Below are 23,523 nucleotides of genomic sequence, written 5' to 3' on the forward strand. Positions count from 1 at the left end.
AAACTATGAAAAAAATTACCCTACTTTTTACCTTATTTTTAGCCAGTTTAACGACGATGGCTCAAATAACAATTACCGACCCTGCACAAGGAGTGACCATTGCAGACGGAGATAATTTTTCATTCTCTACCTTGGGCCAAAAAAATGCGGAGGTACAATTAAAAATAACCAATAACGGCAGTAATACAGTAAACATAATGGCCGAGGTTACTCAAGTGACTAACTCAGATGGAACCAATCTTCAGTTTTGTCTCGGTGACACCTGTTTTAACACAATTTCGGCAGGAGCTACCTATCCGCAAAACGGAGCATTAACGCTAGCACCAGGGGGATCTAACAATGATTTTGACCATTTCTTTAATTCTAATCCAGGAACTGATCCCAACCAACCTGTAGTTTATGGTTTTAGATTTTTTGAGGTAGATGCTAACGGTAACGAAATCGGAGACATCCTTTCCTTTACCTATACTTATGATTCTTCTTTAAGTACAAAAAATTACAACTTAAAAGATATGGGAGTTAACCTAATGGCCTCTACTTTTAAGCAAGAAATAAGCTTTAACGCCCAAGAGATAGGAAAAGTTAGCCTATATGATTTAACGGGAAAAAGAATAGTATTTCAAAACTATCAAGCCGGACAAAACACTTTATTTTTAGGTGATTTAAAAAGCGGAGTTTACCTTTTAGGTTTTGAAACTAAAAATCAAAAAGCTACCTTAAAGGTGGTAAAAAAATAATTGATTATTAAAATGAATCATTTTAAAATACTCATCCTTGGTTTTTTAATTAGCCTTAGTTTTACAGGGTGTAAGGAAGAATATACCATTTTACCTTCTGAGGACCCTATTTTGCTAAGCACCAATAATGTCTCGAGTTTAATAGACAATAGCATTGTTTTTACGGCCACTAAAGGAGGCGAAGAAATTACAGCGCTCACTACTATTTATGTTAATGGTGAAGCCATTCAAGGCGACACATTTACATCAAATGAAACCGGTGAATATACAGCCTATGCAACTTATGATAATTTAAAGTCTAATGAAGTTGTCTTTAATTACCACGATGGTAGCGAAATCAACTTTAAAAAGCGTGTACTTATCGAAGACTACACAGGTACTTGGTGCGGATATTGCACACGTGTAGCCAAGGCAATTGAACAAGTTTTCACGAGTACAGACAATGCCGTAGCAGTGGCCATTCACAGAGATAGTTCAAATCCTAATAGCGCTACCTATGATCCTTTTAATTATGATGCCAGCGTTTTAGAAAATTTACTAAATACACCAGGATATCCTAAGGGATTTTTGAACCGTACCATTTTGTGGAAAAACCCAGAAACCGAATATGTAAACCAAGTACTTGATTTAACCCAAGGAGAAAACCCTAAACTAGGATTGGCCATCACTAATAGTTTAGCTAATAATCAGCTAAATATTGAAGTGAATGTAAAAAAAGCCAAAAATTTTGGAGATTTAAAACTCGTGGTTTATGTTTTGGAAAATGGTTTAATTTATGAACAGAAAAATTACACCAATTATTACAACGGCCTGAATCCTGTTCCTGATTTTGAACACAACCATGTTTTGAGAAGCTGTTTAACCGATTTATTAGGAGACAACATTCCTAAAGAAGAATTCATCAATGATGTGTATACCGTAAATTACGAAATAGCTGTACCAGGCAACGTGGAAAATTCTCAAAATATTGAAGTGGTAGCATTTGTAATTGATGAAAATGGAAAAGCCATTAATGTACGCAAAGCAAATTTAGGAGAAGATCAAGACTTTGAACAGATCTAGCCACACCACTTATAAAATGTTTCAAAAAAAAATCCGCTTTTTGTTCGAAGCGGATTTTTTTATTTTTTAGAATTTAGCTGTTTACCTGCCTAATTTTGTCAAGCGCCATTTGCTTTACAACGGCAAACTGCTCTTTTTCACCCATATTACTATTATCGATCAAAACTGCATCTTCGGCTTGTTTAAGCGGACTGTCTTCCCTATTACTATCGACATAATCACGTTCTTGAATATTTTTTAATACTTCGGCAAACTGAGCTTTTTCACCTTTAGCTTTCAACTCATCATAGCGCCTTTTAGCACGGGTATCCGCGGAAGCGGTCATAAAAATCTTAAGTTCAGCTTCGGGAAAAACCACCGTACCAATATCACGACCATCCATTACAATTCCTTTGTTTTTTCCCAATTCGAGTTGTTGCTTCACTTGCATTTTTCTAACCTCGGGAACAGCCGCAACCGCACTCACAAAATTAGAAACTCTTAAAGTCCTTATAGCTTCTTCTATATTCTTACCGTTAAGGTAAATTTCGCCATAGCCTTTATCCTCATTGAAGACAAAACTTAACTGAATTTCATTCAATTGCGCTATTAAGCCTTCACGATCAAAATGTTCCTCACTTATAAATCCATTATTCATAGCGTAATAGGTTACCGCCCTATACATTGCACCTGTATCTACATAAATATATTCTAATTCTTTTGCGAGTTGTTTTGCAATAGTGCTTTTTCCTGTGCTTGAATGCCCGTCAATGGCAATGATAATCTTCTTCAAATCAATATTATTTTTCAAAACAAAAGTAGTTTTTTTAATTGAATTATATTCGGCTTGACCCATTTAGACACCAAGTTTCAAATACCTAAATATAGGTTAATACCTATTTTGCAAATCGATAATTAAGCCGAAGAAACTCGCATTTGCAGCGCTGCTAAACTGTGCGTAGGTATAACTGAGCCTGATTTTATTGAATTTAATCGATAAGCCTGCACTAATCCCGGCGAAGGCTCTTTGGTCTAAAATTCGTAATTCTTCTCCCCTACGAAAACTATATCCCAGCCGTAAGTTAAAACCGCTCTCGGGAAAAAATTCGGCACCAACAATGGTATGTCGCAATACATTATTAAAAAAACTAGGATCATCTTTGGTAACATTTCCATTGAGATCAGTTTCATTTCGGTTAGAATTGCTAAAGGCTATATTCCATTCTTGAAGGTTTTCAAAAGTTATATGCCAACGAACGGGGATGTTTGAGGCGGTTTGCGAAATGCCTACTATAAATTCAGTTGGCAAAGATTCGTGCAGCTCATGATAGGTGGTAAATTGCGTACCTAAATTTCGTAATGCACCAGCTATGACGAGTTTTAAATCTTCATCATAATAGGTAACACCTAAATCTACGGCTCCACCTAATGAGGTGTATTGCTCTAATTTTGAGGTGATTAATTTAATTTGGGCTCCTATGAAAAAATTTGTTCTAGGCAGGTTGTAGGCATAACCAAAAGACAGGGCGGCTTCCCCTCCGCTAAAACTGCCCGTTGCATTGCCAAATTCATCATAACCATCGAAACTTCCATAATTTATATACTGTATTCCTGTATGAAAAACCTGTGTTCTCCTATCAAATAAATAAGCATAGGAAGCTGAGCCATAATTAACATCGGCTAGGTAATTGATATAGTTTAGAGAAATTTGGTTATCCATTTCGGCATTAATCGCAGCGGGATTGTATAAAGCATCTGTAGGATCATAAGAATATCCTGTAATATTTTTACCTCCTAAAGCAGCTTGCTTGGGTGATGCCGATAGGTTTAAAAACTGATATGTTGCTTGTCCTCCTATTTGAGCCGAAAGACGCCAACCCAGTATTAAAAACAAAATAACCCTATATTTTTGCATAGGCGCAAATGTAAGTAATTATAGTATTTAACGTAGGTTTTCTCTAAATATTTTGCTTAACTGGTTTTGACGAGTACTAAAAAAAACACCCTCACTTAAAGACATAAATGTGGGTGTTTTACAAATAGCATAAATTAAAATCCTTAAAATACCTTAGGATCTAAATAGTCTGGTGTGCCGTCGTTATCGGTATCGATAAAATCAATTTCATCTGCGGTAATAATACCGTCTTCATTAAGATCGTTCACTTCTATTTCATCGGCTGTTGGTACGCCGTCATTGTCATCATCAGGGTCATTGAAGTCAGGTATTCTATCGCCATCACTATCATCATCAAAGAACATATTGTTATTTTTATCTTCTAAATAAGAAGGAATTCCGTCATTATCATGATCCATTTGTTTTCCCGCATAAAGTTGGAAGGTAAACATAATAGGCTCATAGGCACGAATACTAGCACTAGGCGGTGTGGCGTAATAACCCAAACCAGACGGAATAAAAACAGCTCCTATTCCGTAATCATCTGCGTAGGTAATAGTTCCATCGCTGTTTTCAGTAAAATCAGATGCACCTCTAAACTCAATTAATCCTAGCATAAAACCACGAATCACACTTCCATTTAAAGAAGTAGGCAAGGTAAATTCAACGGGGTTAACACTGCCATCAAAATTATCACCGTTTAAACGATATCCCGCATAGCCCGCTATAGCATTATCAGCAAAAGTAGGCTGGTAAGCTGTTTCGGCCCCTTTTCGCACTTGCAAATAATACAAGGTATAATTTACATCATTGGTTGTAATAGTTTTTGATTTTAATTCGGGTGAATCAAAAATAGAAACTTTATCGGCATTAGCCCCGGCTATTGTATCAAAAACAATTTCTTTAAGGCTTGGATTATTTATGTCGGTACGCACTTTAAAATAATGCGTTTTTAGGTATTCTTCAATTTCAACACGATTTTCCTCGTAAACCTCTGCATAATCTCTCAATTTTACCTTACTGCCGCCGTCATCATCGGGGCTACACGCTGCAATTACTATAAGGCAAGCAACACCCAGACCGTAGATCCAATTTTTTACTTTCATCATTTCTTAATTTTAAGCCTGCAAGATACAATTTTCTTTTATTTTTGTTTTTAAATACAAAATAGATTTATGCGAGTAGATAAGTATTTGTGGTGTGTTCGGTATTTTAAAACGAGAAGTATTGCTACGCAAGCTTGTAAAAAAGGCCATGTAAACGTTAACGGTGATGCATTAAAACCTTCTCGCGAAGTTTACCCTGGCGATGAAATTGAGGTGCGCAAAAATCAAATTAATTATAAGCTACGTGTGCTTGACTTACCCCCCTCACGTGTTGGAGCTAAGTTGGTTTCGATCTACGCCACCGATATCACACCAAAAGAGAATTTAGAAAAGTTAGATTTACTAAAATATAGCAAGGATTATTATCGCAAAAAAGGGACCGGAAGACCCACAAAAAAAGACCGTCGTGATATTGATGATTGGTTTGACCATCCCCAAGATACAAATAAATTAAGCGATAACGACTCTAATTTTAAAAAAGATGAAAACAGCCATTCTTAACCAACAAGAGATTCAATACAAAATAAGACGTATTGCCTTTCAAATTTATGAGAGTAATTTAAATGAACCACAAATAATACTAGCCGGTATAAAGAACAAAGGCTATACCTTTGCCGAAAAAATTAAGACATGCTTGGAGGAGATAAGCGATATTAAAATCAAGCTAGTGAGTCTCAAACTGGATAAGAAAAATCCGTTAAACGGAATTGAAGCCAGTATTGCCGTTTCAGAATATAAGAATGAATCGGTTATCATCGTAGATGATGTTTTAAATAGCGGCTCTACCTTGATTTACGCGGTTAATTTTTTTCTCGACCAACCGGTAAAAAAAATACAAACTGCCGTATTGGTAGACCGAAGTCACAAAAAATATCCCATTAAAGCAGATTTTGTTGGTTTATCGCTTTCCACCTCTTTAAGCGAGACGGTAAAAGTTAATTTTGACAAGCCTTACACAGCGTATTTAATGGAGTAATTGCCTTATTGCATTTAAAGTTTCATTAGCGTCTTTAGTGGGATTTAGACTAAAATGGGCTTGCCGGTAATAATATTGGCGCTCAAACAAATGCTTGCGAATAAAATCTTCGAGATCTTCTATTTTATTTAAATGAGCAATCATAGGGCGTTTGTTTTTTTCTTCCCATAAAATATATAAAAGATAACTTAAATCTCGTTTTAAATAAATACTCTTTAGGTTGGGTGTGTTTACAATCAACTCTAAATTATTTCCATAACAAGGTGTACCGCCTCCCAAGGCTAAAACAAAATTATCTTGAGTTTTTAATAGTTCGTCTAGTAATTGGTTCTCAAGTTTCCGAAAAAAGATTTCTCCTCGACTAGAAAAAATAGCGCTTATACTTTTTCCTGCTTTTTTTTCAATCTCAATATCTAAATCAAGGTATTTAAACCCTAACTCCTTAGCTAACAGCTGAGCATAGTAAGATTTACCACTACCCATATAACCCATCAAAACAATTTTCATAAGCGCATATTTTATTGAATTCTCTTTTTTTTTGAAATATATGAAAATTCTCTCATTTTTTTCTTGATAATTTGAATATTGATTATATATTTGCACCCGCGTTCAGGCAATAAAAATATTGATAAGATCTGGTAGCTCAGTTGGTAGAGCATCTCCCTTTTAAGGAGAGGGTCCTGGGTTCGAGCCCCAGCCAGATCACTTTTAAAGTTTTAATTTTTATTGAATTAAAAGTTCATTCTAAGAATAATCTTTTAATTCAAAGAAATTACCACTTAGATTAACAAATGAGACCTAATTACAGGTATCGTTCTTTTAAAGTTGTTTAGACAACAAAAAAATTAAGATCTGGTAGCTCAGTTGGTAGAGCATCTCCCTTTTAAGGAGAGGGTCCTGGGTTCGAGCCCCAGCCAGATCACAAAAACCCTGCTTTTTTTTAGCAGGGTTTCTTGTTTAAACGATAATTTATCCAGGTGAAATTAAACAAAAGTAATTATCTTTATTAGTTTAATTAACCTGTAGCACCTTATAAACGCCCAGGTGCTGGAACTGGTAGACAGGCATGGTTGAGGGCCATGTGTTCATTAGAGCGTGTGGGTTCGACTCCCATCCTGGGCACAATAAAGATCTCTAATACCCTGTAAATGCTACAAAAGGAAATTCCAGGGGTCACTAGAGGGCTAAGTAATCTCCTTTTATTCCGCTTCAAAGTTTTCATCATTTAATGCATAAAATTAGATTACTCAATTATATAATATTGAGTTTGAGATGTCTGTTTGAGTGGAAACAAGAATCTAATCTATAGTCGATTAATAAACCTCGGCAATCTCTAGTGATTCTTTAAGGTAGCAAACAAAAATAACCGAGCAAATGCCCGGTTATTTAATTTTATTCTTTCAGACTATGCTGCCGTATCTGGCGCCCAACTCGAGCACAACATACCCTCTGCTGCTTTCTGCGGATGAGCACACGTTGGTCCCTCATAACGTAAACAAGTTAAACAATTTCGCTCGTTTTGAATTTCTGCCTTCATATCAAATTGATCACAAGTATAGTTAGCACTCACTTTTACCTCATGAATTTTACATTGCATCGCATCATTTGCATTTTTACAATTAACGCAATTATTTCCCATTCTTATAGCCATAACATTAATTTTTTAAGATTATAACCAAATATAAAGTAGATTTGATTTAGAAACAATATAAACTAAGTTAACGGCCTCTTGATTATCTAATTTACTATTGAGGCAATTGGTCAGGTGCAGGTTCTCTATAAATTGTAGATGATAAACTTAATAGGAATGCTTCCAGTTGCTCCTGTTCAAGCGTAGTGAGTTCTAACGGGCGCAACAACTCAGATTTCACTGGAAAAAGGCTGTCTTTTTGTTGCGCCTCATTCGGTTTTAAACTAACCATACCCGCATTATACATATTAATTATACCTTCTAAGTGCGGGAATAAACCATTATGCATATAGGGGGCGGTATGCGCCAATTCACGTAAAGAAGGTGTCCTGAATTTACCTACATCCTCGGCCTTTTTAGTAACTTGATACCTACCCAAATCTTCATATTTACGACCGTAGTAAGATAAGCCTAAATCATGAAATTGCCCGTCAGAAAATAAGGGAGAATGATGACAATTGATACAACGCGCTTTAGTCCTAAATAAATGCAAACCTTGAACCTCATCATTGCTGAGCTGAGTGGTGTCACCTGCGATAAAACGATCAAATCTGCTTTTGCGACTCACAATACTTTTTTCAAAAACGGCCAGAGCCTCTAATAGTTTCTCACTACTGATTTCAGACTCCCCAAAAGCCTGCTTAAAATAAGGTACATAACCAGGTATTTCGCGAACAGATTTAACAGATACTTGCATATGCTGATTCATTTCAATAGGATTCTCCATGGCTTCCCGTGCTTGTTCCGCCAAGGTTTCAGCTCTTCCATCCCAAAAAAATGAAGTAACGTAGGCGATATTTAAAATAGACATGGTATTTCTTTCACCAGTAGCCCGATTATGACCGTGGGCTACCCGTTTTCCATCTGCCCAACCCAAATCGGGATCGTGACAAGAGGCACAAGCTATCTGTTTACTACCCGACAGCCTTGGATCATAAAATAGTAATTTACCCAATAGCCTTTTGGCTTTGTATATTGAATCATCCTGAGCTAGGTTTAAGGGTGGAAGACTCCCGATTTCTTGAAAATCTTGTACACTTGTGTCTAATTGAGGGGCTGGCCATTGTTTCAAATCTCCGCTTCCGTAGCGTGCTTTTAATTCGATAATACTATAAGAATCTGATTTCGATTGCTTGTTTTGACATCCAAAGCAGGCAATCAATAGTATAATATATAAAATTCTTTTCATCGCATTAATAGGATAAGGTGATGCAAAATCCAACAAAGGAATTGATTTTATTATTCGCATCAAAATTTAAATTTTTATCGACCGGATGAAGCGCCGTTTCTAGTGCGTACTGCAGACGCAATCTTAAACTTCTTTCGTTATCAATAGATCGAGTGTAGGCCGCGGTTAACCCGGTTAACAACCTATTAGTCCTCTCATAAGCATGATCGGGAAACACAACTTCATCTATGAAAGTCGTATTTTCTGTTACTTGCTGCCAGTCCAATTTCTGTTGTAGAGCGTGAGAATACAAGCTTTGTAAAGCAACAAATAAATTATGATTGTTTTTCTGATATATCGTACGACCTATTTCGATTTCTGTTACTAAAGTTTGTATTTCTTTATGCGTATAACCCAATAAGTCAATATATTCTCCTACAAACAAATTCATATTAGCTTGGGTTTGCCACAAGATACGCTCCCGCTCTTCTCTCAAAAGCTTTAAATTAAAACCGATTTGTTCTTCGGTTAACCTAAAATTTTGCCCCTCAGCTTGTTCAATATAATTATCGCCTTGGGTATGTTTATAATGTAAACCCCAAGAAGCATCTAGTTTATTACCCTCATAATCCGCTTGAATGCGCAAATTTTGTTTCTCTTTGCGATAGGCGTGACTTACTAAACTTTCATCATAATAAATCTGATTATTGGCATCAGCAGCATAGAGTTTACTCACGCCAGTATGATAAGTATAAGCGCCAGAAAGCGCCCAACTAGTAGCTGAATATTGGTAGGCGAAACCCCAAGTTTTGGGTATTTCTCTTCGTAAATGTTTGAAATAAGACTCATTAAAAGTCACCAAGCCATAACCCGAAGAAAATTGGGTGAAAGTATCAGGATATGCGGGCGAGTTTAATGCATCATCTACATAAAGTGATTGGTGGTTTTCGGTTCTTCGTCCTATCCCTACTTGTGCTGCAATTTTATGCTTTCCTTGAGTGTAACCTAGGTGGGCATTCGCTTTGTAAAAAGCAGCGGTAATTTCGGGCCTTGGGTCTTGTAATCGGTAGGCCTGTTGATTCTCGTAGCCTACATTCAAAGCAAAAGACCAATTTTTGCTTAACAAGTAAGTTGCCCCTCCTGCTATTTGGTAGAATTGACTTTCCCAGTCGGCTTTTTTAGGCGCAAAGAAATAATGCGGATCTAACACAGGCCGGTTGGTACTGCGCTCTAAACCCAAAGTATAACCTAAATCTTTTTCAAAACTTTTGGTAAATAAAAATTTGCCATACAACCTCAACCGTGAATTAATGGCATATAAACCTTTTGTATTAAAACGCCATTCGGTGTTTTTTAAAGGAGTTTGCACTCGTTTGAATCGGCGTTTTTCTTGCACAAAAGCTACACTGCTTTGTGTGAAGTTTTTATAACGGTACTGGCTATACAAAAGAGGTTGTGCCAATAGGTTTTGCAAGCTGTTTTTATGGTAGGTGTTTTGACTTAAATCTACACTATCTTTAAGCTGTGCCCAACTTAAATTAGCCCAAAACGCCAACAGAATAACAATACAACCTCTTTTGTTTAACATACTTTATTGTTTAAAATCCTTTAGGGATAGCTTTATTCATCACTTTAAAGTCCAGTGCAGAGTTGTTGCTATCTTCTAAGATTATACGCCCGTTAACAGTAGTCTTGGTTTTACGCATAACGCTTTGTGAATTATATATACCATCTACGCTTATCGCGGAAGCGTCTACCGTAGGAGGTAACATTTTTGGACGTTGCAAGGATGGGTTATAGTGCTGCAAATCTACTCCGTCAATTAACTGAGCAACGGGAATTTGCAGGTAAAAATTAGTATTATCTTCAATTTGCACCACAGAGGGGTCGCTATAATTAGCATAGGCGGCAAAATCTTGGTCATCTGCTCTGAAAATGGCAAAACTATCTCTCCCAAAACTATCTAACACAAAGTCCTTATTATTGCTAAAGTAATTTTCTCTTCCCCAGAATGCTAAATTTACATCTTGCACTGCCGGGTTTTGAATATCCCATTGGTAAGGCTGCTCGCCAATCGCTACTCTAAAGTCTCCCAAATACACTTCAAACTCTGCAGAGCTTAAATCTACTGTAAGCGATGGATCCCCAATTTCTATAGGATCACCATTATTATCTACTAAGGGTTGTTTATGATTTAGGGCATTTTGAGCTATCACGAAGCTTTCTCCCGGTTGTAAAGGGTAATCGGTCCCAGTACCAGGTATTTGCAATACATAATCTGCATAAACGTAATCTGTGTTAGCTTTAATGCCCATGCTCATACCTATAGACTGACTCCAGTCAAATTGACCTGTGGGTAAGGTGTAAGCTGCACTATTGGTTTTTGATCGTCCGTACAATTGCGCAACGTACAGACCGTCTGCATAAATCACTTCGTTAGAATTGTTATAAATTTCGATAAATTGATCTCGAAAAAGAGCTCCATTTTTAGTGTCTGAACCGGCATAGTAAATTTGCTTAATTACTAAATCTCCAATTCTGGCGGCGTCTAAAGTTAAATTAACCGAAAGTGTATTGGCGTTAACAACAATATTTTCTTGACTGGCATTAAATATAACCTCTTCGCTACTTGGAGCATAACCAAAGTTTTGCTCGAAAGATTGCGCGTTTAACGTTAAACTAGCCGAAACATTATAAGTACCGGGTAATACCGCTTCAAAGCTAGCCACACCCTTACTGCCCGACGTGGCTTGATAGGTATCTCCTGTATTGGTATTGGTTAGAACTACCTTTCCTTGGTTTACAGGTTTCCCGTTAAAACTCTGATCGTCATAATTTAAATACACCGAAAAACTTTGGGTTTCTAGTCCGCTTCCTCCAAAATCATCATCATTTGAGCAAGCACTTAAGCCTAATAGCACTAAAAGTGTAAAACCGAATTGAATTAATCTCATTGTTATTGATTTTATATTTGTTATTGTTTAAAATTGATATTCTATTTTAGTTCCAAATGAAAGCTGTACTACATCTGGATTGGTACGCTTCACCAATTGACCATTTTCTATCACCAGCCGGGTTGGTTTTAGATCTAAGAAATTATTTACATAAAAACTAAAACGAAATCCGTTAAGGAAGTCTTTAGAAATACGCAAATGGTAGTTGTGATATACCTCGGTTTGCGGCTGAACATAACCTGCGTCTGGTTTTATAATGTCACCAAATAAATCGGTATTGTTTTGCTCACTTGGTGCAATACTTACTTTATTTAACTGACTATCAATATAGGCATACGGGTAGAGCGACGCTCCTCGCTGATAGTTATCGATTATGATATGCTCTGACCGAACGTTGATTAGCAAACCTATTTGTGGAATATGATAACTAAGGTTTCCTCCTAAATTAAGTTTCTCTCGGTTTACAATTCCACGTTTATATAACCCAAATTGAATCGGCGTAGATGCATCTGAAGATTTTACAAATCGGTCATTTCCAGGAAAGTCTTGTGTGCGCACATAACTGGCTTGCAAACCAAAGCTTAACTGCTTAAACACCAAAGACGGAAAATTAAGAAATGTTTCTACCCCATAGTCTTCCGACTCAAAAACATTAGCAATTTGTGACTCAGTATAGTAATAGGGCCGATAACCAGTAATTTGCAATTCTGGGTTTTGCAAGTCGCTATCATCAATAGCTACTTCGGCTAAATCACGACGAACGGCGTACGACTGACTGGATATTCCTTGAAAAAGTTTGTTGTAAAAAGCGGTAATATTTAGCGTAGCAAACCCAAACTTATAATCGGCTCCTAACTCTGTTCTTAAACTACGCGAGGGTTTTACATTGGGGTTATCTTCCCGTTCTACAAAAGTTTGAATGGCGCCAATATTATACACACCAGGATACCTAAAATCGGCCAAGACCACATCATAATACCTGTAACCGGTATAAATTTGATTCAGCGAAGGAGCTTTGGCCGTAAGTCCTAAGCCAGCTCTTAATTTTATTTTGTTAAAAATCAAAGCCGAATTTACCCGCGGAGATAGACTTAAATATTCATTTTGTAAATCGGCTCTCAATCCTGCCGTGATACGCAGGGTTTTATTCTTATAAAAACGGGTGAAATCATCTTCTAAGAAAAGAGAGATTTGTGATTCAGCTTGAACTTGATCGGCATAATTATAAGGTCTAAAAGCTGAAGAACCAGAACCGGTTTGATTGGTAAACTGACTGATACTGGTTTTTGGCGAACCCAAACGACCTGCCCCCAAATTATCACTTAATCGGTAATTAAAACCAGCCGATAGGTTATGAGTACTGTTTAAATTGCTAATAGACTTATAAACCAAACCGGCAGCATAAAGCGATAGGGGCTTACCTTCTACTGCTTTAACAGAAGTATAACGCGGTGCGGTATAAACACCTTCATAAACCCCCTCACGCGTTCCAAAACCAACTAATTTACCCCCGTTATTTACTGCTTTACTTTCAAAACTATACTGCGAAGAAAAATTGAAATTAACATTAAAATCAAAATAGTCTAGGAAAGCCTTAGGCTTAAAATGGTAGCTAAACCTATTGGTTAAGCGCCAATCTTTTTGCTCGTTCTTTACTTTCTTTTCACTGCGCTCCTCTTTGTCATAGTTTACATCATCTAAATGAAATCCGTATTGCAAGCTAAGCGAATTTTTGATGTTTTTCTCTTTATTGGCCCAACTCCACATCAATTGGCTATTCACTCTTCTATAATTGGTATAGGCTTCACGCGGATTTGCTTGTGCATCTAGGAAGCTAGTCGAAACGTTTAAGAAGCCTAATCCGCTAGGAAGCGTCAAACCCTTATTTACCCCATACTCTGTAGTACCTTCTCGCAAAGAAGCGTAGGCCAAATAAGGCGAACGCCCAGCTTTTTGATCAATTTTAATTAAACCCGAAGTAAGATCGCCATATTTAACCGAAGGGATCCCTTGTACCACTTCAATTTTTTCTATGTTCTGTGTAGCTATTTGCCTAAGATCTACTCCAAAATTAGCATTGGAAAAGGTGCCATTAAATCCGGTTCCTGCACGGTTATCGCCAAAGCCTAGATAGTTGGCCGCAAAAGGAGAAGCCATATTAGCCGTGTAACTCTGCATATTCTCATTATTGCTCAAAGGTATATCATCAACCACCACAGCAGTTCCAAAAGATTTATTACCAAAACCGTCATCTGAAACTGTATTGGGACGCACCGTTCTAAAGGCAATGGGTTTAAATTCGTTTAAACTAAAATTGCTGATTTGCTGTCCTGGTAGCTGTTCTAAAACTTCATTAAGCGAGAAAGCTTGCACTTGATTTATGGCTTCCTCTTCAAAAAGAACCTCAGAAAAAGTATGACCTTTGGTAGCTTTAACCACAACCTCTTCTAAGCGCAAATTTTCATCTGCTAAAGAAATTTTAATATCATCTAGGCTATTTTTTGTATCAAACCAACGGGTAATTGTCTTTTTTCCTAATAATTGGAATTGCAATTCTACCCGCTTTAATTCACCTACCCCAATACTAAAATTACCTTCCTCATCGGTTAATACCCAAGTATTGGTGGTTAAATTGATAACGCTTACATAAGGTAACCTCTCTAAGCTTTCCGCATCTTGCACACTACCCGTAATCCTTTGCTGAGCAAACACACTGATAGGCAATAAAAAAAACACAATAAAAAACCGCAAATCTATAAGTTTTCTGTTTTTGCGATGCAAAACTAATTAATTAATTTTATTTAGACTTAAAATAAATAATATAATTTAACCAGTACCCAATATACTATTGGTGTAAGCTTTCGCTAATCCAATAGCTTAACACTAGGCTGTTTTTCAATCGCTTAATAGCAGAAAAAAGAGAAACAAAGTATTATTAAAAATTTTGTTTAATGATTTAACTTTTTATTTAAACAAAAATAAACTAAGTTTGTTTAGCTTTGACAGTAAGATACAAGAGTTATGGAATATGTAAAAAACGAATTCAACATCAAGGATTTAGAAGCCCTTAGCGGAGTTAAGGCGCACACCATCCGGATTTGGGAAAAAAGATACCACATCTTAAAACCCGAACGAACCGATACCAATATAAGGGTTTACGACACAAAGGCCTTACAGCGCTTGTTGAATATTGCATTCTTAAATGAAAACGGATATAAAATATCTCGAATTTCAAAACTTAAAAATGATGAAATAGATAAACTCACTCACGAAATTAGAACAGCTAATAATGCAGAGAATAGAGCTATAAAAGCTTTTTTTGTATCCATGTATAATTTTGACCACAGCCTTTTTCTAAATACTTACAATGCGCTGCTTGAAAAAATGACTTTTCAAGAAATTTATGAAGAGGTATTCATCCCTATGTTAAAGCAAATAGGTGATTTATGGCAGACCAATACGGTAAAACCAGCGCATGAACATTTTATATCGCATCTTATCAGGCAAAAACTATTCAGCAATATCGAAAAACTACAAATCGAGCCCGCGTTTAATAAGGAAAAAATATTTATCTTATTTTTGCCCAATAATGAAATACACGATATTGGCCTGCTCTATCTACAGTATTCCTTGCTTAGCTTAGGTTATAAAGTAGTATATTTAGGTCACTCTATTCCTTTAGAAGACTTAACCAGTTTTGCGAGCCAAGACAAATTGGTTTATTTTGTGAGTGTTTTTACCATAAAACCTGAAAGTCCAGAAACTTACCTTAAAGAGTTTTATGATAAGATACTAGCTAATGGAGATTCCAATCGTTTCCAGTTAGCATTACTGGGCTTAAAAACAAAAGCGTTAAATATAGAAGATTTACCGCCACAAATAAACATTTACGAAAATCCAACTACATTTATACGCTCCATTTAATGAAAAAAAATATATCTATAATAGGATCAGGATTTGCCGGTTTGTCCGCCGCTTGTTATTTAGCTAAAGCAGGACACAAAGTGCAGGTTTATGAAAAAAATAAAAGCATTGGTGGCCGCGCTCGTCAATACAGAAAAGACGGTTTTACTTTCGACATGGGACCAACATGGTACTGGATGCCTGATGTATTTGAACGTTTTTTTGCTGATTTTGGTAAACAACCTAGTGATTATTATGAGTTGATTAAACTAAGTCCCGCCTACAGTATTTATTTCAGCCAAAATGAGCGAATTACAATAGGAGATACACTTGATAAAATCTATGCAGAATTTGAACGTATAGAACCAGGAAGTGCTAAAAGTCTGGCTAAATTTATTGAGTCAGCCCAAGATAATTATAATATTGCTATTAAAGATTTAGTATATAGACCAGGAGTATCTCCTTTAGAGTTAATCACTCCAGAGACAAGCCTAAAAATCGGGCAGTTTTTTAGCACCATTTCTAAACAGGTGCGCAAGCGTTTTAAAAATCCGCAGTTGATTCAGGCCCTTGAATTCCCAGTTTTATTCCTAGGCGCCAAGCCAAGCGACACACCCGCTTTTTACAACTTTATGAATTATGCCGATTTAGGTCTAGGTACTTGGCACCCCAAAGGTGGAATGTTTGAAGTAATAAGAGGAATCGCACAATTAGCTCAAGATTTGGGTGTTAGCATTCATACCGATTCGAATATTAGTAAAATAGAGGTCGATGAACAAAACCAAGTGAAAGGTTTAGTTTGTAACGAAGCATTTATTCCTTCCGATATCGTTCTAAGTGGTGCCGATTATCACCACACCGAAAGCCTTCTCGATACAAACTATCGTCAATACAGTGAAAAGTACTGGTCTAAAAAAACATTTGCACCCTCCTCCCTACTCTTTTATGTAGGTTTTGATAAAAAATTAAAGAATGTAGATCATCATACCTTATTTTTCGACGTAGATTTTAAAGCGCACGCTTACAGTATCTACGATAAGCCTAGTTGGCCAGAAGAACCACTGTTTTATGCTAGTTTCCCATCTAAAACCGATAAGATGGCTGCACCCGAAGGCCAAGAAGCAGGTATTTTCTTAATCCCCCTGGCACCGGGAATTGAGGACAATGAACAACTACGTGAATCTTATTTTGATAAGATTTTAAGTAGATTTGAAAAAATAACTCAACAAAAAGTTAAAAAAAATACTATATTTAAAACAAGTTATTGCGTGAATGATTTTGTAAACGATTACAATTCATATAAAGGCAACGCTTACGGGTTAGCCAATACTTTGCTGCAAACAGCATTTTTAAGGCCAAAACTCAAAAGCGGTAAGGTAAACGGACTTTATTTTACAGGGCAACTAACCGTTCCAGGCCCAGGGGTGCCGCCCTCCTTAATATCAGGTAAATTAAGCGCAGAACTTATCGATAAAAAAAATTAACATGAAAGCATTATTCGATCTGGTTTCACATAAATGCAGTAAAGCGGTAACCGAAAGCTATAGCACCTCATTTTCTATGGCCACGAAATTACTGGCACCAAGTATTCGCCAAGATATTTATAATATTTACGGATTTGTGCGCTTTGCTGATGAAATCGTAGATTCTTTTCACGACTATGATAAGGCGTATTTATTTGATCGTTTTGAAAAAGATTTGCAAGATGCACTTGAGCATAAAATCAGTTTAAATCCTATACTTAATGCTTTTCAAGAAACGGTATATCGCTATAATATTCAGCCCGAGCTGTACCAAGCTTTTATGCGAAGTATGAAAATGGATCTCACCAAAAAACAATACCATACACATCAAGAGTACCTAGATTACATTTACGGCAGCGCAGATGTGGTGGGTTTAATGTGCTTAAAAGTTTTTGTAAAAGGCGACGAAAAAAAATACAATCAACTCAAAGATGATGCGATGCGTTTGGGCTCAGCTTTTCAAAAGGTAAACTTTTTAAGAGATCTAAAAGCCGATCACGAAGACCTCAACCGTACTTACTTTCCAGAAACTAATCTTAACGAGTTAGACGAAACGAGTAAACAAAAAATAATTCAAGAAATAGAAACCGATTTTGCCAGCGGCTTACGCGGAATTGTTAAGCTTCCCGTCGAAGCTAAATTGGGCGTATATACCGCTTATATTTATTACTCGAAACTATTAAGTAAATTAAAAAATACACCATCTTTGCAAATCAAGGAAAAACGAATTCGTGTTTCTAATTATCAAAAATTTGGCTTAATGGCGCAATGTTATGTGTCTTACCGATTAAAATTAATTTAACTATGCAAGTATTTTATTGGATATTAGTATTTCTGGCTACTTTTTTCTTTATGGAGTTTATGGCTTGGTTTACACATAAATATATTATGCACGGCTTTTTATGGAGTCTTCATAAAGATCACCATCAAAAAGATCACAGCCACTGGTGGGAACGCAACGATTTATTCTTTATTTTTTATGCTTTGGTTAGTATAGGTTGTTTCCTTTTGTGGCGATATGAGGACATATGGTTTGCACTGCCCATCGGTTTAGGTATTTTTGCCTATGGTCTAGCCTATTTTACGGTACACGATATTTTTATTCATCAACGTTTTAAAATGTTTCGAAATGCTAATAACTGGTACGCTAGAGGCATAAGACGTGCACACAAAATTCATCACAAGCATTTAGGTAAAGAAAAAAGTGAAAACTTTGGAATGCTAATCGTACCTTTCAAATATTTTAAAAAATAAACTACCTCAAGGCATCAACGGCTTATGCTCAATACTGGCTTTCATTATGTAATTGTTGGTGCAGGATGTGCAGGACTACAACTTGCCTTAGCTTTGGCTGAAGAAACCCAAGCAACAAATAAGAAAATAGCTTTAATCGATAAGCGTAGGCCCCGTGAAAACGATAAAACCTGGTCATTCTGGGAGGCTGGTGTAGGGAAATGGGATAGCATTCTATCTTCTTCTTATTCATATGCTTTTTTTAAAGCACCAAACACAAAGCTAAAGCTTAAACTGACTCCGTATACCTATAAAAGCCTTAACGCCGCAGATTTTTATAATTACTCATTTGAGAAGTTAAAGGCCTACCCTCATGTAATTTTTATAGAGGAAGAGGTTGTTGGAATTCAAGAAAACAGAAAGAAAGCAATTGTCACCACCGCTTTGTGTAGTTACCATTGCAGCCATGTTTTTGACAGTAGAATTCCAGCGGCTTTCTATAACCAAAACCGCTACCTTAAAATTCAGCAGCATTTTAAAGGAATAAGAGTTAAAACAAAAAATCCCGTTTTTAACACCCAAGCCTTTACAATGATGGACTATCGCTTATCTTATCCCAACAGTACCAGCTTTATGTATGTTTTGCCTTATAGTCCAAATGAAGCTTTAATCGAATTTACCTTTTTTAGTCCGTTTACGGTAAAAGAAAGTGTTTATGATCAATACAACAAAGACTACCTCAAGAATTATCTAAACACAACAGATTTTGAAATTTTAGAAACCGAAACGGGCAATATTCCGATGAGTAATTACCCTTTTCATAAACACCACACGAGCCGCATCACAAAAATCGGCACCGGAGGGGGTTGGGTGAAACCCTCTAGTGGTTATTCTTTTAAAAATACCGAAAAAAAAGTCAAACATATAATCAAAAACATCCAGAAAGATAGATTTCCTTCTTATGGTCTTTACAGCAAAAAATACAATTTCTACGATACTATATTTCTAAAAGTTTTACATGATAACAACCATTTAGGTCCTTGGTTATTTACTCAATTTTACACAAAAAATTCTGTACCCACTATGTTTCGATTTTTAGATGAAGAAAGTCGATTTAAAGAAGAGTTTAAAATTATGCGAAGTCTTTTTAGCTGGGCATTCATCAAAGCTTTTTTTCAAACCCGCTTTTGATCAATCGGATAATAATTGATCTAAAATATTTCTTGTTTTATCGCTGTTCCAACTTGCCGCTCCTGTTTTTTCTAGCACGATCTTCCCTGATTTATCAATAAAAAAAGTTGTTGGTAAAGCATTGCTTTGTAAATTAGTAGGAGGCTGACTTTGCGGATAATATACAGGCATGCTATAATTGTGTTTATCCACAAAAGCTTTAACCTTACTCGCATCATCTTGGGTAATAAAATAAAAACGTACACGATCTTTATAAGCAGTGTACAAGTTTTCAAAATCGGGCATTTCGGCTACGCAAGGCGGACACCAAGTTGCCCAGTAGTTTAAAACGATAACCTCTCCTTCAACCTCTTTCAAGTTATGCATTTGTCCATTTGCATCGCGCAAGGTCCAAGAAAAAGATTCTAAGCGCTTTTGGTCAGCGGCATCTTTCATACTCGGACTAAAAGAAATAATTCGGTTTACCGTAACCATAATAGGCATTCGAGTTTGCGGAATGATTAGTAAAATCAAGAACAACCCAAATAAAATACTACTCCAGTGTTTTTTAAGAAACTTCATTTTTAGGTTTAGTCGATTATATACCTTAAAACTAACAAAAAAGCCCCTGAAATCAGAGGCTTTCTTAGATATTTAAATAGAATTTCTGGCTTAAGCATTCATCTTCTTAATCAAGTTAAGCGCAGAACCTTCTTTATACCATTCGATTTGATTCTCGTTGTAAGTATGATTTGCTTTTATCACATCTTTAGAACCATCGGCGTGTACCACTTCAATGGTTAACGGCTTGCCCGGTGCAAACGATTCTAAATCCGTAAAGTTAAAAGTATCATCTTCCTGAATTAAATCATAATCGGATTCATTCGCAAAAGTGATTCCCAACATACCTTGTTTTTTCAAGTTGGTTTCGTGAATACGGGCAAAAGATTTTACCAATACTACATATACCCCAAGGTGTCTAGGCTCCATAGCAGCGTGCTCTCGTGAAGAACCCTCACCGTAGTTGTGGTCTCCTACTACAACGGTAGGAATACCTGCAGCTTTGTATTCACGCTGAGTATCGGGAACACCTCCGTACTCGCCAGTCAATTGATTTTTAACAAAGTTGGTCTTCATGTTAAAGGCATTAACCGCACCAATCAAACAGTTGTTTGAGATGTTATCAAGATGCCCTCTAAAACGCAACCAAGGTCCGGCCATTGAAATATGGTCGGTAGTACATTTACCATGTGCTTTAATTAACAATTTAGCACCGATGATATTTTTACCGTCCCAAGGCTCAAATGGTGTTAACAATTGTAGACGCTCAGATGTTGGCGCTACTTTAACTTCTACCGAGCTACCATCTTTACGAGGTGCTACATAACCCGGATCTTCAACATCAAATCCTTTAGGAGGAAGTTCTAATCCTTTTGGTTCTTCTAGCATTACCTCTTCCCCATCTTCATTGATTAGTTTATCGCGTGTAGGATCAAAATCTAATCTTCCCGAAATTGCAATTGCGGCTACCATTTCTGGCGAACCTACAAATGCGTGGGTATTTGGGTTTCCATCGGCACGTTTTGAGAAGTTTCGGTTAAACGAGTGCACAATAGTATTTTTCTCTTCGCCCTTACGGTCGCTTCTATCCCATTGCCCAATACAAGGTCCGCAAGCATTGGTAAAGATGGTTGCATCTAAATCTTCAAAAATTTGAAGCAATCCATCGCGCTCAGCCGTATAACGAATTTGCTCTGATCCTGGGTTGATTCCGAAATCTGATTTTGCTTTTATGTTTTTATCTACTGCTTGTTTAGCAATCGAGGCGGCACGAGTAAGATCTTCATAAGAAGAGTTGGTACAAGAACCAATAAGTCCCCAATCTACTTGAATAGGCCAACCATTCTTTTGCGCCTTCTCGCTCATTTCTGAAATAGGAGTAGCTAAATCTGGAGTAAATGGTCCGTTTAAATGCGGCTTAAGCGTTGACAAGTCAATTTCGATAACTTCATCAAAATACTGCTCTGGGTTCGCGTAAACTTCGTCATCTCCCGTCAAGTACTCACGCACTTCGTTCGCAGCATCGGCCACGTCATCACGATTAGTTGCGCGCAAGAAACGCTCCATAGAGTCATCGTAACCAAAGGTTGAAGTAGTTGCTCCTACTTCGGCTCCCATATTACAAATGGTTCCTTTTCCTGTACAAGACATAGCCTTAGCTCCTGGCCCAAAATATTCTATAATCGCACCAGTACCTCCTTTTACGGTTAAGATACCTGCTACTTTTAAAATTACATCTTTAGAGGCCGTCCATCCGTTTAATTCACCGGTTAACTTTACCCCGATTAATTTAGGGAATTTCAACTCCCAAGGCATTCCCGCCATTACATCAACAGCATCTGCACCTCCAACACCAATAGCTACCATTCCTAGTCCACCAGCATTTACCGTATGTGAATCGGTACCAATCATCATTCCACCAGGAAAAGCATAGTTCTCTAATACCACTTGGTGTATAATACCAGCTCCTGGTTTCCAGAAACCTATGCCGTATTTGTTTGAAACCGACTCTAAGAAATCAAAAACCTCATTACTGGTTTCATTGGCACGTTTTAAATCTTTTGCTGCTCCCTGTTTAGCTTGAATTAAGTGATCACAGTGCACCGTAGTAGGCACCTCCACCTTCTTTTTACCAGCTTGCATAAACTGCAATAAAGCCATTTGTGCCGTTGCATCTTGACAAGCAATACGGTCTGGTGCAAAGTTTACATAATCGGTTGCTCGCTTATAAGCCGTTGTAGGTTCTCCATCCCAAAGATGGGCGTAAAGTATTTTTTCTGAAAGCGTTAAGGGTTTACCCACAATCTCACGCGCTTTGTCTACACGCTCTGCGATTTGGTTGTAAACCTTTTTAATCATATCAATATCGTATGCCATAGGTTTAATTGTTTTAAAGTGCTGCGAAATTAAGCAATTCCTATCAAATTAAAAAATAACTAGGCTTTTTAGCTTTTATCAGAAAAATAAGCAACAAAATCAAGAAAACCTTACTTAAAACGAGTCTAAATAAGGTTTTTTACTTAAAATTTAGCAGTATGAAAATTTTAATCGACAATCTTACGATTCTATTAAAAATAAGGATAAAAACTTAACATAAAATCAATTTGTGGTACTTACAGTATTTCAGCAATAATACGCTCTTCGGTAAATCCTTCTGCTTCGGCTTTGTAATTTTTAATGATTCTATGCCGCAATATTCCGGTGGCAACCGCTTTAACGTCGGCTATATCGGGCGAAAACTTGCTTTTACTTGCGGCATGGGTTTTAGCAGCTAAAATTAAATTTTGTGAGGCACGAGGACCAGCACCCCAGTCTACATACTCCTTCACTAAATCGGGTGCAAATTCTCCCGCGGGTCGGGTTTTACCTACCAGTTTTACCGCATACTCTATCACATTGTCGGCAACTGGCATCTGCCTTATAAGATTTTGTAACGAAGCGATTTCATCGGCAGTAAATAGGGCTTTAATATTTTCTTTACGGATATTAGTCGTATTCTTTACCACGTTTACTTCTTCCTCATAGCTGGGATATTCTAACAATATAGAAAACATAAACCGGTCTAACTGAGCTTCTGGTAAAGGATATGTTCCCTCTTGTTCTATAGGGTTTTGGGTAGCCAAAACAAAATAAGGTAAGGGTAAGGCATAACTTTTACCGGCCACAGTAACATGCTTTTCTTGCATAGCTTCAAGTAAAGCAGCTTGGGTTTTAGGTGGGGTACGATTGATCTCATCTGCCAAAACAATATTGGCAAATACCGGCCCTTTGATAAATTTAAATTGACGTTTTTCATCTAATAACTCTGCACCTATAATATCACTCGGCATTAAATCGGGTGTAAACTGTACCCGTTTAAAATCAAGCCCCAAAGCTTGCGAAATGGTTTGTACCATTAGGGTTTTTGCCAATCCAGGTACACCGATTAACAAAGCGTGACCTCCAGAAAAAACCGACCATAATATCTGATCAACAACTTTCTCTTGACCTACGATTACCTTGGCGATTTCGCTTTTTAATTCTTGGTATTTAGCTACAAACTGTTTTAGTTTTTGAACTTCTGTCATA

21 protein-coding genes and 3 tRNA genes are annotated in these 23,523 nt (G+C 36.9%); 12 read left to right on the forward strand and 12 right to left on the reverse strand.

From position 1 onward, the window contains the following. Positions 1–5: 5 nt before the first annotated feature. Both ACFSQ0_RS11070 and ACFSQ0_RS11075 read left to right on the forward strand, forming a co-directional pair. Entirely contained in the window at positions 6–737 is a 732-nt protein-coding gene (locus tag ACFSQ0_RS11070; RefSeq protein ID WP_379048242.1) for a T9SS type A sorting domain-containing protein, read from the forward strand. Between the two features lie 12 nt (positions 738–749). After that, on the forward strand, positions 750–1,799 hold the full coding sequence (locus tag ACFSQ0_RS11075; RefSeq protein ID WP_379048244.1) for an Omp28-related outer membrane protein: 1,050 nt from the start codon (positions 750–752) through the stop codon (positions 1,797–1,799). A 73-nt stretch (positions 1,800–1,872) separates the two neighbouring features. Here ACFSQ0_RS11075 and cmk read toward each other — a convergent pair whose 3' ends face one another. From cmk to ACFSQ0_RS11090, 3 genes are all read right to left on the reverse strand, one after another. Beyond that, entirely contained in the window at positions 1,873–2,571 is a 699-nt protein-coding gene (gene cmk / locus ACFSQ0_RS11080; protein ID WP_379048835.1) for a (d)CMP kinase, read from the reverse strand. 96 nt (positions 2,572–2,667) lie between these two features. Further along, positions 2,668–3,693: a type IX secretion system protein PorQ gene (porQ, locus tag ACFSQ0_RS11085; RefSeq protein WP_379048246.1), complete on the reverse strand. Its 1,026-nt coding sequence runs from the start codon at positions 3,691–3,693 to the stop codon at positions 2,668–2,670. 143 nt (positions 3,694–3,836) lie between these two features. Next, complete coding sequence (locus ACFSQ0_RS11090; RefSeq protein WP_379048248.1) at positions 3,837–4,781, reverse strand: FKBP-type peptidyl-prolyl cis-trans isomerase; 945 nt, start codon at positions 4,779–4,781, stop codon at positions 3,837–3,839. A 66-nt stretch (positions 4,782–4,847) separates the two neighbouring features. Here ACFSQ0_RS11090 and ACFSQ0_RS11095 point away from each other — a divergent pair, with 66 nt between their 5' ends. Continuing rightward, positions 4,848–5,279 (forward strand): RNA-binding S4 domain-containing protein, encoded by a 432-nt coding sequence (locus ACFSQ0_RS11095; RefSeq protein ID WP_379048250.1) that lies wholly within the window; start codon positions 4,848–4,850, stop codon positions 5,277–5,279. Beyond that, a complete protein-coding gene (locus ACFSQ0_RS11100; protein ID WP_379048252.1) occupies positions 5,260–5,754 on the forward strand; it encodes a phosphoribosyltransferase family protein in 495 nt (164 codons plus the stop codon). Before ACFSQ0_RS11095 ends, ACFSQ0_RS11100 begins: the two co-directional genes overlap by 20 nt. Here the strand turns inward: ACFSQ0_RS11100 and ACFSQ0_RS11105 are convergent. Next, positions 5,743–6,261, reverse strand: a complete 519-nt coding sequence (locus ACFSQ0_RS11105; RefSeq protein WP_379048254.1) for a shikimate kinase — start codon at positions 6,259–6,261, stop codon at positions 5,743–5,745. The two genes, ACFSQ0_RS11100 and ACFSQ0_RS11105, sit on opposite strands and share 12 nt — an antisense overlap. Positions 6,262–6,386: 125 nt before the next feature. On the opposite strand from ACFSQ0_RS11105, the gene ACFSQ0_RS11110 reads away from it, so the two are divergent. The 3 genes from ACFSQ0_RS11110 (at position 6,387) to ACFSQ0_RS11120 (ending at position 6,876) form a co-directional block, all read left to right on the forward strand. Further along, positions 6,387–6,459: transfer RNA gene (locus tag ACFSQ0_RS11110), tRNA-Lys, on the forward strand. A 144-nt stretch (positions 6,460–6,603) separates the two neighbouring features. After that, positions 6,604–6,676, forward strand: a tRNA-Lys gene (locus ACFSQ0_RS11115). Positions 6,677–6,792: 116 nt separating this feature from the next. After that, a tRNA-Leu gene (locus ACFSQ0_RS11120) sits at positions 6,793–6,876 on the forward strand. Positions 6,877–7,159: 283 nt separating this feature from the next. Here the strand turns inward: ACFSQ0_RS11120 and ACFSQ0_RS11125 are convergent. The 5 genes from ACFSQ0_RS11125 to ACFSQ0_RS11145 form a co-directional block, all read right to left on the reverse strand. Continuing rightward, entirely contained in the window at positions 7,160–7,405 is a 246-nt protein-coding gene (locus ACFSQ0_RS11125; RefSeq protein ID WP_379048256.1) for a hypothetical protein, read from the reverse strand. A 94-nt stretch (positions 7,406–7,499) separates the two neighbouring features. After that, positions 7,500–8,693 carry a cytochrome-c peroxidase gene (locus ACFSQ0_RS11130; protein ID WP_379048258.1) on the reverse strand — a complete coding sequence of 398 codons (1,194 nt, stop codon included), beginning with the start codon at positions 8,691–8,693 and terminating at the stop codon, positions 7,500–7,502. Beyond that, the gene (locus ACFSQ0_RS11135; RefSeq protein WP_379048260.1) at positions 8,638–10,200 is read right to left on the reverse strand and encodes a DUF6850 family outer membrane beta-barrel protein; all 1,563 of its coding nucleotides are present in this window, start codon (positions 10,198–10,200) and stop codon (positions 8,638–8,640) included. Before ACFSQ0_RS11135 ends, ACFSQ0_RS11130 begins: the two co-directional genes overlap by 56 nt. 10 nt (positions 10,201–10,210) lie before the next feature. Continuing rightward, a complete protein-coding gene (locus ACFSQ0_RS11140; protein ID WP_379048262.1) occupies positions 10,211–11,566 on the reverse strand; it encodes a DUF4876 domain-containing protein in 1,356 nt (451 codons plus the stop codon). Positions 11,567–11,593: 27 nt separating this feature from the next. Further along, positions 11,594–14,317, reverse strand: coding sequence for a TonB-dependent receptor (locus tag ACFSQ0_RS11145; RefSeq protein WP_379048264.1), 2,724 nt, complete (start codon positions 14,315–14,317; stop codon positions 11,594–11,596). Positions 14,318–14,587: 270 nt separating this feature from the next. Between ACFSQ0_RS11145 and ACFSQ0_RS11150 the strand changes: the two genes are divergently transcribed. The 5 genes from ACFSQ0_RS11150 to ACFSQ0_RS11170 are packed head-to-tail and all read left to right on the forward strand — an operon-like array spanning position 14,588 to position 19,416. Next, the gene (locus ACFSQ0_RS11150) at positions 14,588–15,490 is read left to right on the forward strand and encodes a MerR family transcriptional regulator (protein WP_379048266.1); all 903 of its coding nucleotides are present in this window, start codon (positions 14,588–14,590) and stop codon (positions 15,488–15,490) included. Then, positions 15,490–16,953, forward strand: coding sequence for a phytoene desaturase family protein (locus tag ACFSQ0_RS11155; protein ID WP_379048268.1), 1,464 nt, complete (start codon positions 15,490–15,492; stop codon positions 16,951–16,953). Before ACFSQ0_RS11150 ends, ACFSQ0_RS11155 begins: the two co-directional genes overlap by 1 nt. Position 16,954: 1 nt before the next feature. After that, the gene (locus ACFSQ0_RS11160; RefSeq protein WP_379048270.1) at positions 16,955–17,794 is read left to right on the forward strand and encodes a phytoene/squalene synthase family protein; all 840 of its coding nucleotides are present in this window, start codon (positions 16,955–16,957) and stop codon (positions 17,792–17,794) included. Positions 17,795–17,796: 2 nt separating this feature from the next. Beyond that, a complete protein-coding gene (locus ACFSQ0_RS11165; RefSeq protein WP_379048272.1) occupies positions 17,797–18,246 on the forward strand; it encodes a beta-carotene hydroxylase in 450 nt (149 codons plus the stop codon). A 24-nt stretch (positions 18,247–18,270) separates the two neighbouring features. Continuing rightward, positions 18,271–19,416 (forward strand): lycopene cyclase family protein, encoded by a 1,146-nt coding sequence (locus ACFSQ0_RS11170; RefSeq protein WP_379048274.1) that lies wholly within the window; start codon positions 18,271–18,273, stop codon positions 19,414–19,416. Here the strand turns inward: ACFSQ0_RS11170 and ACFSQ0_RS11175 are convergent, their stop codons facing one another. From ACFSQ0_RS11175 to ACFSQ0_RS11185, 3 genes are all read right to left on the reverse strand, one after another. After that, entirely contained in the window at positions 19,417–19,977 is a 561-nt protein-coding gene (locus ACFSQ0_RS11175; protein WP_379048276.1) for a TlpA family protein disulfide reductase, read from the reverse strand. A gap of 90 nt (positions 19,978–20,067) precedes the next feature. Next, positions 20,068–22,332, reverse strand: a complete 2,265-nt coding sequence (locus ACFSQ0_RS11180) for an aconitate hydratase (RefSeq protein ID WP_379048278.1) — start codon at positions 22,330–22,332, stop codon at positions 20,068–20,070. A gap of 236 nt (positions 22,333–22,568) precedes the next feature. Next, positions 22,569–23,522: an AAA family ATPase gene (locus ACFSQ0_RS11185; RefSeq protein ID WP_379048280.1), complete on the reverse strand. Its 954-nt coding sequence runs from the start codon at positions 23,520–23,522 to the stop codon at positions 22,569–22,571. Between the last annotated feature and the right edge of the window lies 1 nt (position 23,523).

The sequence above is a fragment of the Mesonia sediminis genome, assembly GCF_042684705.1.
GTDB classification, from domain to species: Bacteria; Bacteroidota; Bacteroidia; order Flavobacteriales; family Flavobacteriaceae; genus Mesonia; species Mesonia sediminis.

Coding starts and splice junctions, on each gene's coding strand:
- ACFSQ0_RS11070 (WP_379048242.1), top strand. CDS start 6: ATGAAAAAAATTACCCTACTTTTTACCTTATTTTTAGCCAGTTTAACG.
- ACFSQ0_RS11075 (WP_379048244.1), top strand. CDS start 750: ATGAATCATTTTAAAATACTCATCCTTGGTTTTTTAATTAGCCTTAGT.
- porQ (WP_379048246.1), bottom strand. CDS start 3,693: ATGCAAAAATATAGGGTTATTTTGTTTTTAATACTGGGTTGGCGTCTT.
- ACFSQ0_RS11090 (WP_379048248.1), bottom strand. CDS start 4,781: ATGATGAAAGTAAAAAATTGGATCTACGGTCTGGGTGTTGCTTGCCTT.
- ACFSQ0_RS11095 (WP_379048250.1), top strand. CDS start 4,848: ATGCGAGTAGATAAGTATTTGTGGTGTGTTCGGTATTTTAAAACGAGA.
- ACFSQ0_RS11100 (WP_379048252.1), top strand. CDS start 5,260: ATGAAAACAGCCATTCTTAACCAACAAGAGATTCAATACAAAATAAGA.
- ACFSQ0_RS11105 (WP_379048254.1), bottom strand. CDS start 6,261: ATGAAAATTGTTTTGATGGGTTATATGGGTAGTGGTAAATCTTACTAT.
- ACFSQ0_RS11125 (WP_379048256.1), bottom strand. CDS start 7,405: ATGGCTATAAGAATGGGAAATAATTGCGTTAATTGTAAAAATGCAAAT.
- ACFSQ0_RS11130 (WP_379048258.1), bottom strand. CDS start 8,693: ATGCGAATAATAAAATCAATTCCTTTGTTGGATTTTGCATCACCTTAT.
- ACFSQ0_RS11135 (WP_379048260.1), bottom strand. CDS start 10,200: ATGTTAAACAAAAGAGGTTGTATTGTTATTCTGTTGGCGTTTTGGGCT.
- ACFSQ0_RS11140 (WP_379048262.1), bottom strand. CDS start 11,566: ATGAGATTAATTCAATTCGGTTTTACACTTTTAGTGCTATTAGGCTTA.
- ACFSQ0_RS11150 (WP_379048266.1), top strand. CDS start 14,588: ATGGAATATGTAAAAAACGAATTCAACATCAAGGATTTAGAAGCCCTT.
- ACFSQ0_RS11155 (WP_379048268.1), top strand. CDS start 15,490: ATGAAAAAAAATATATCTATAATAGGATCAGGATTTGCCGGTTTGTCC.
- ACFSQ0_RS11160 (WP_379048270.1), top strand. CDS start 16,955: ATGAAAGCATTATTCGATCTGGTTTCACATAAATGCAGTAAAGCGGTA.
- ACFSQ0_RS11165 (WP_379048272.1), top strand. CDS start 17,797: ATGCAAGTATTTTATTGGATATTAGTATTTCTGGCTACTTTTTTCTTT.
- ACFSQ0_RS11170 (WP_379048274.1), top strand. CDS start 18,271: ATGCTCAATACTGGCTTTCATTATGTAATTGTTGGTGCAGGATGTGCA.
- ACFSQ0_RS11175 (WP_379048276.1), bottom strand. CDS start 19,977: ATGAAGTTTCTTAAAAAACACTGGAGTAGTATTTTATTTGGGTTGTTC.
- ACFSQ0_RS11180 (WP_379048278.1), bottom strand. CDS start 22,332: ATGGCATACGATATTGATATGATTAAAAAGGTTTACAACCAAATCGCA.
- ACFSQ0_RS11185 (WP_379048280.1), bottom strand. CDS start 23,522: ATGACAGAAGTTCAAAAACTAAAACAGTTTGTAGCTAAATACCAAGAA.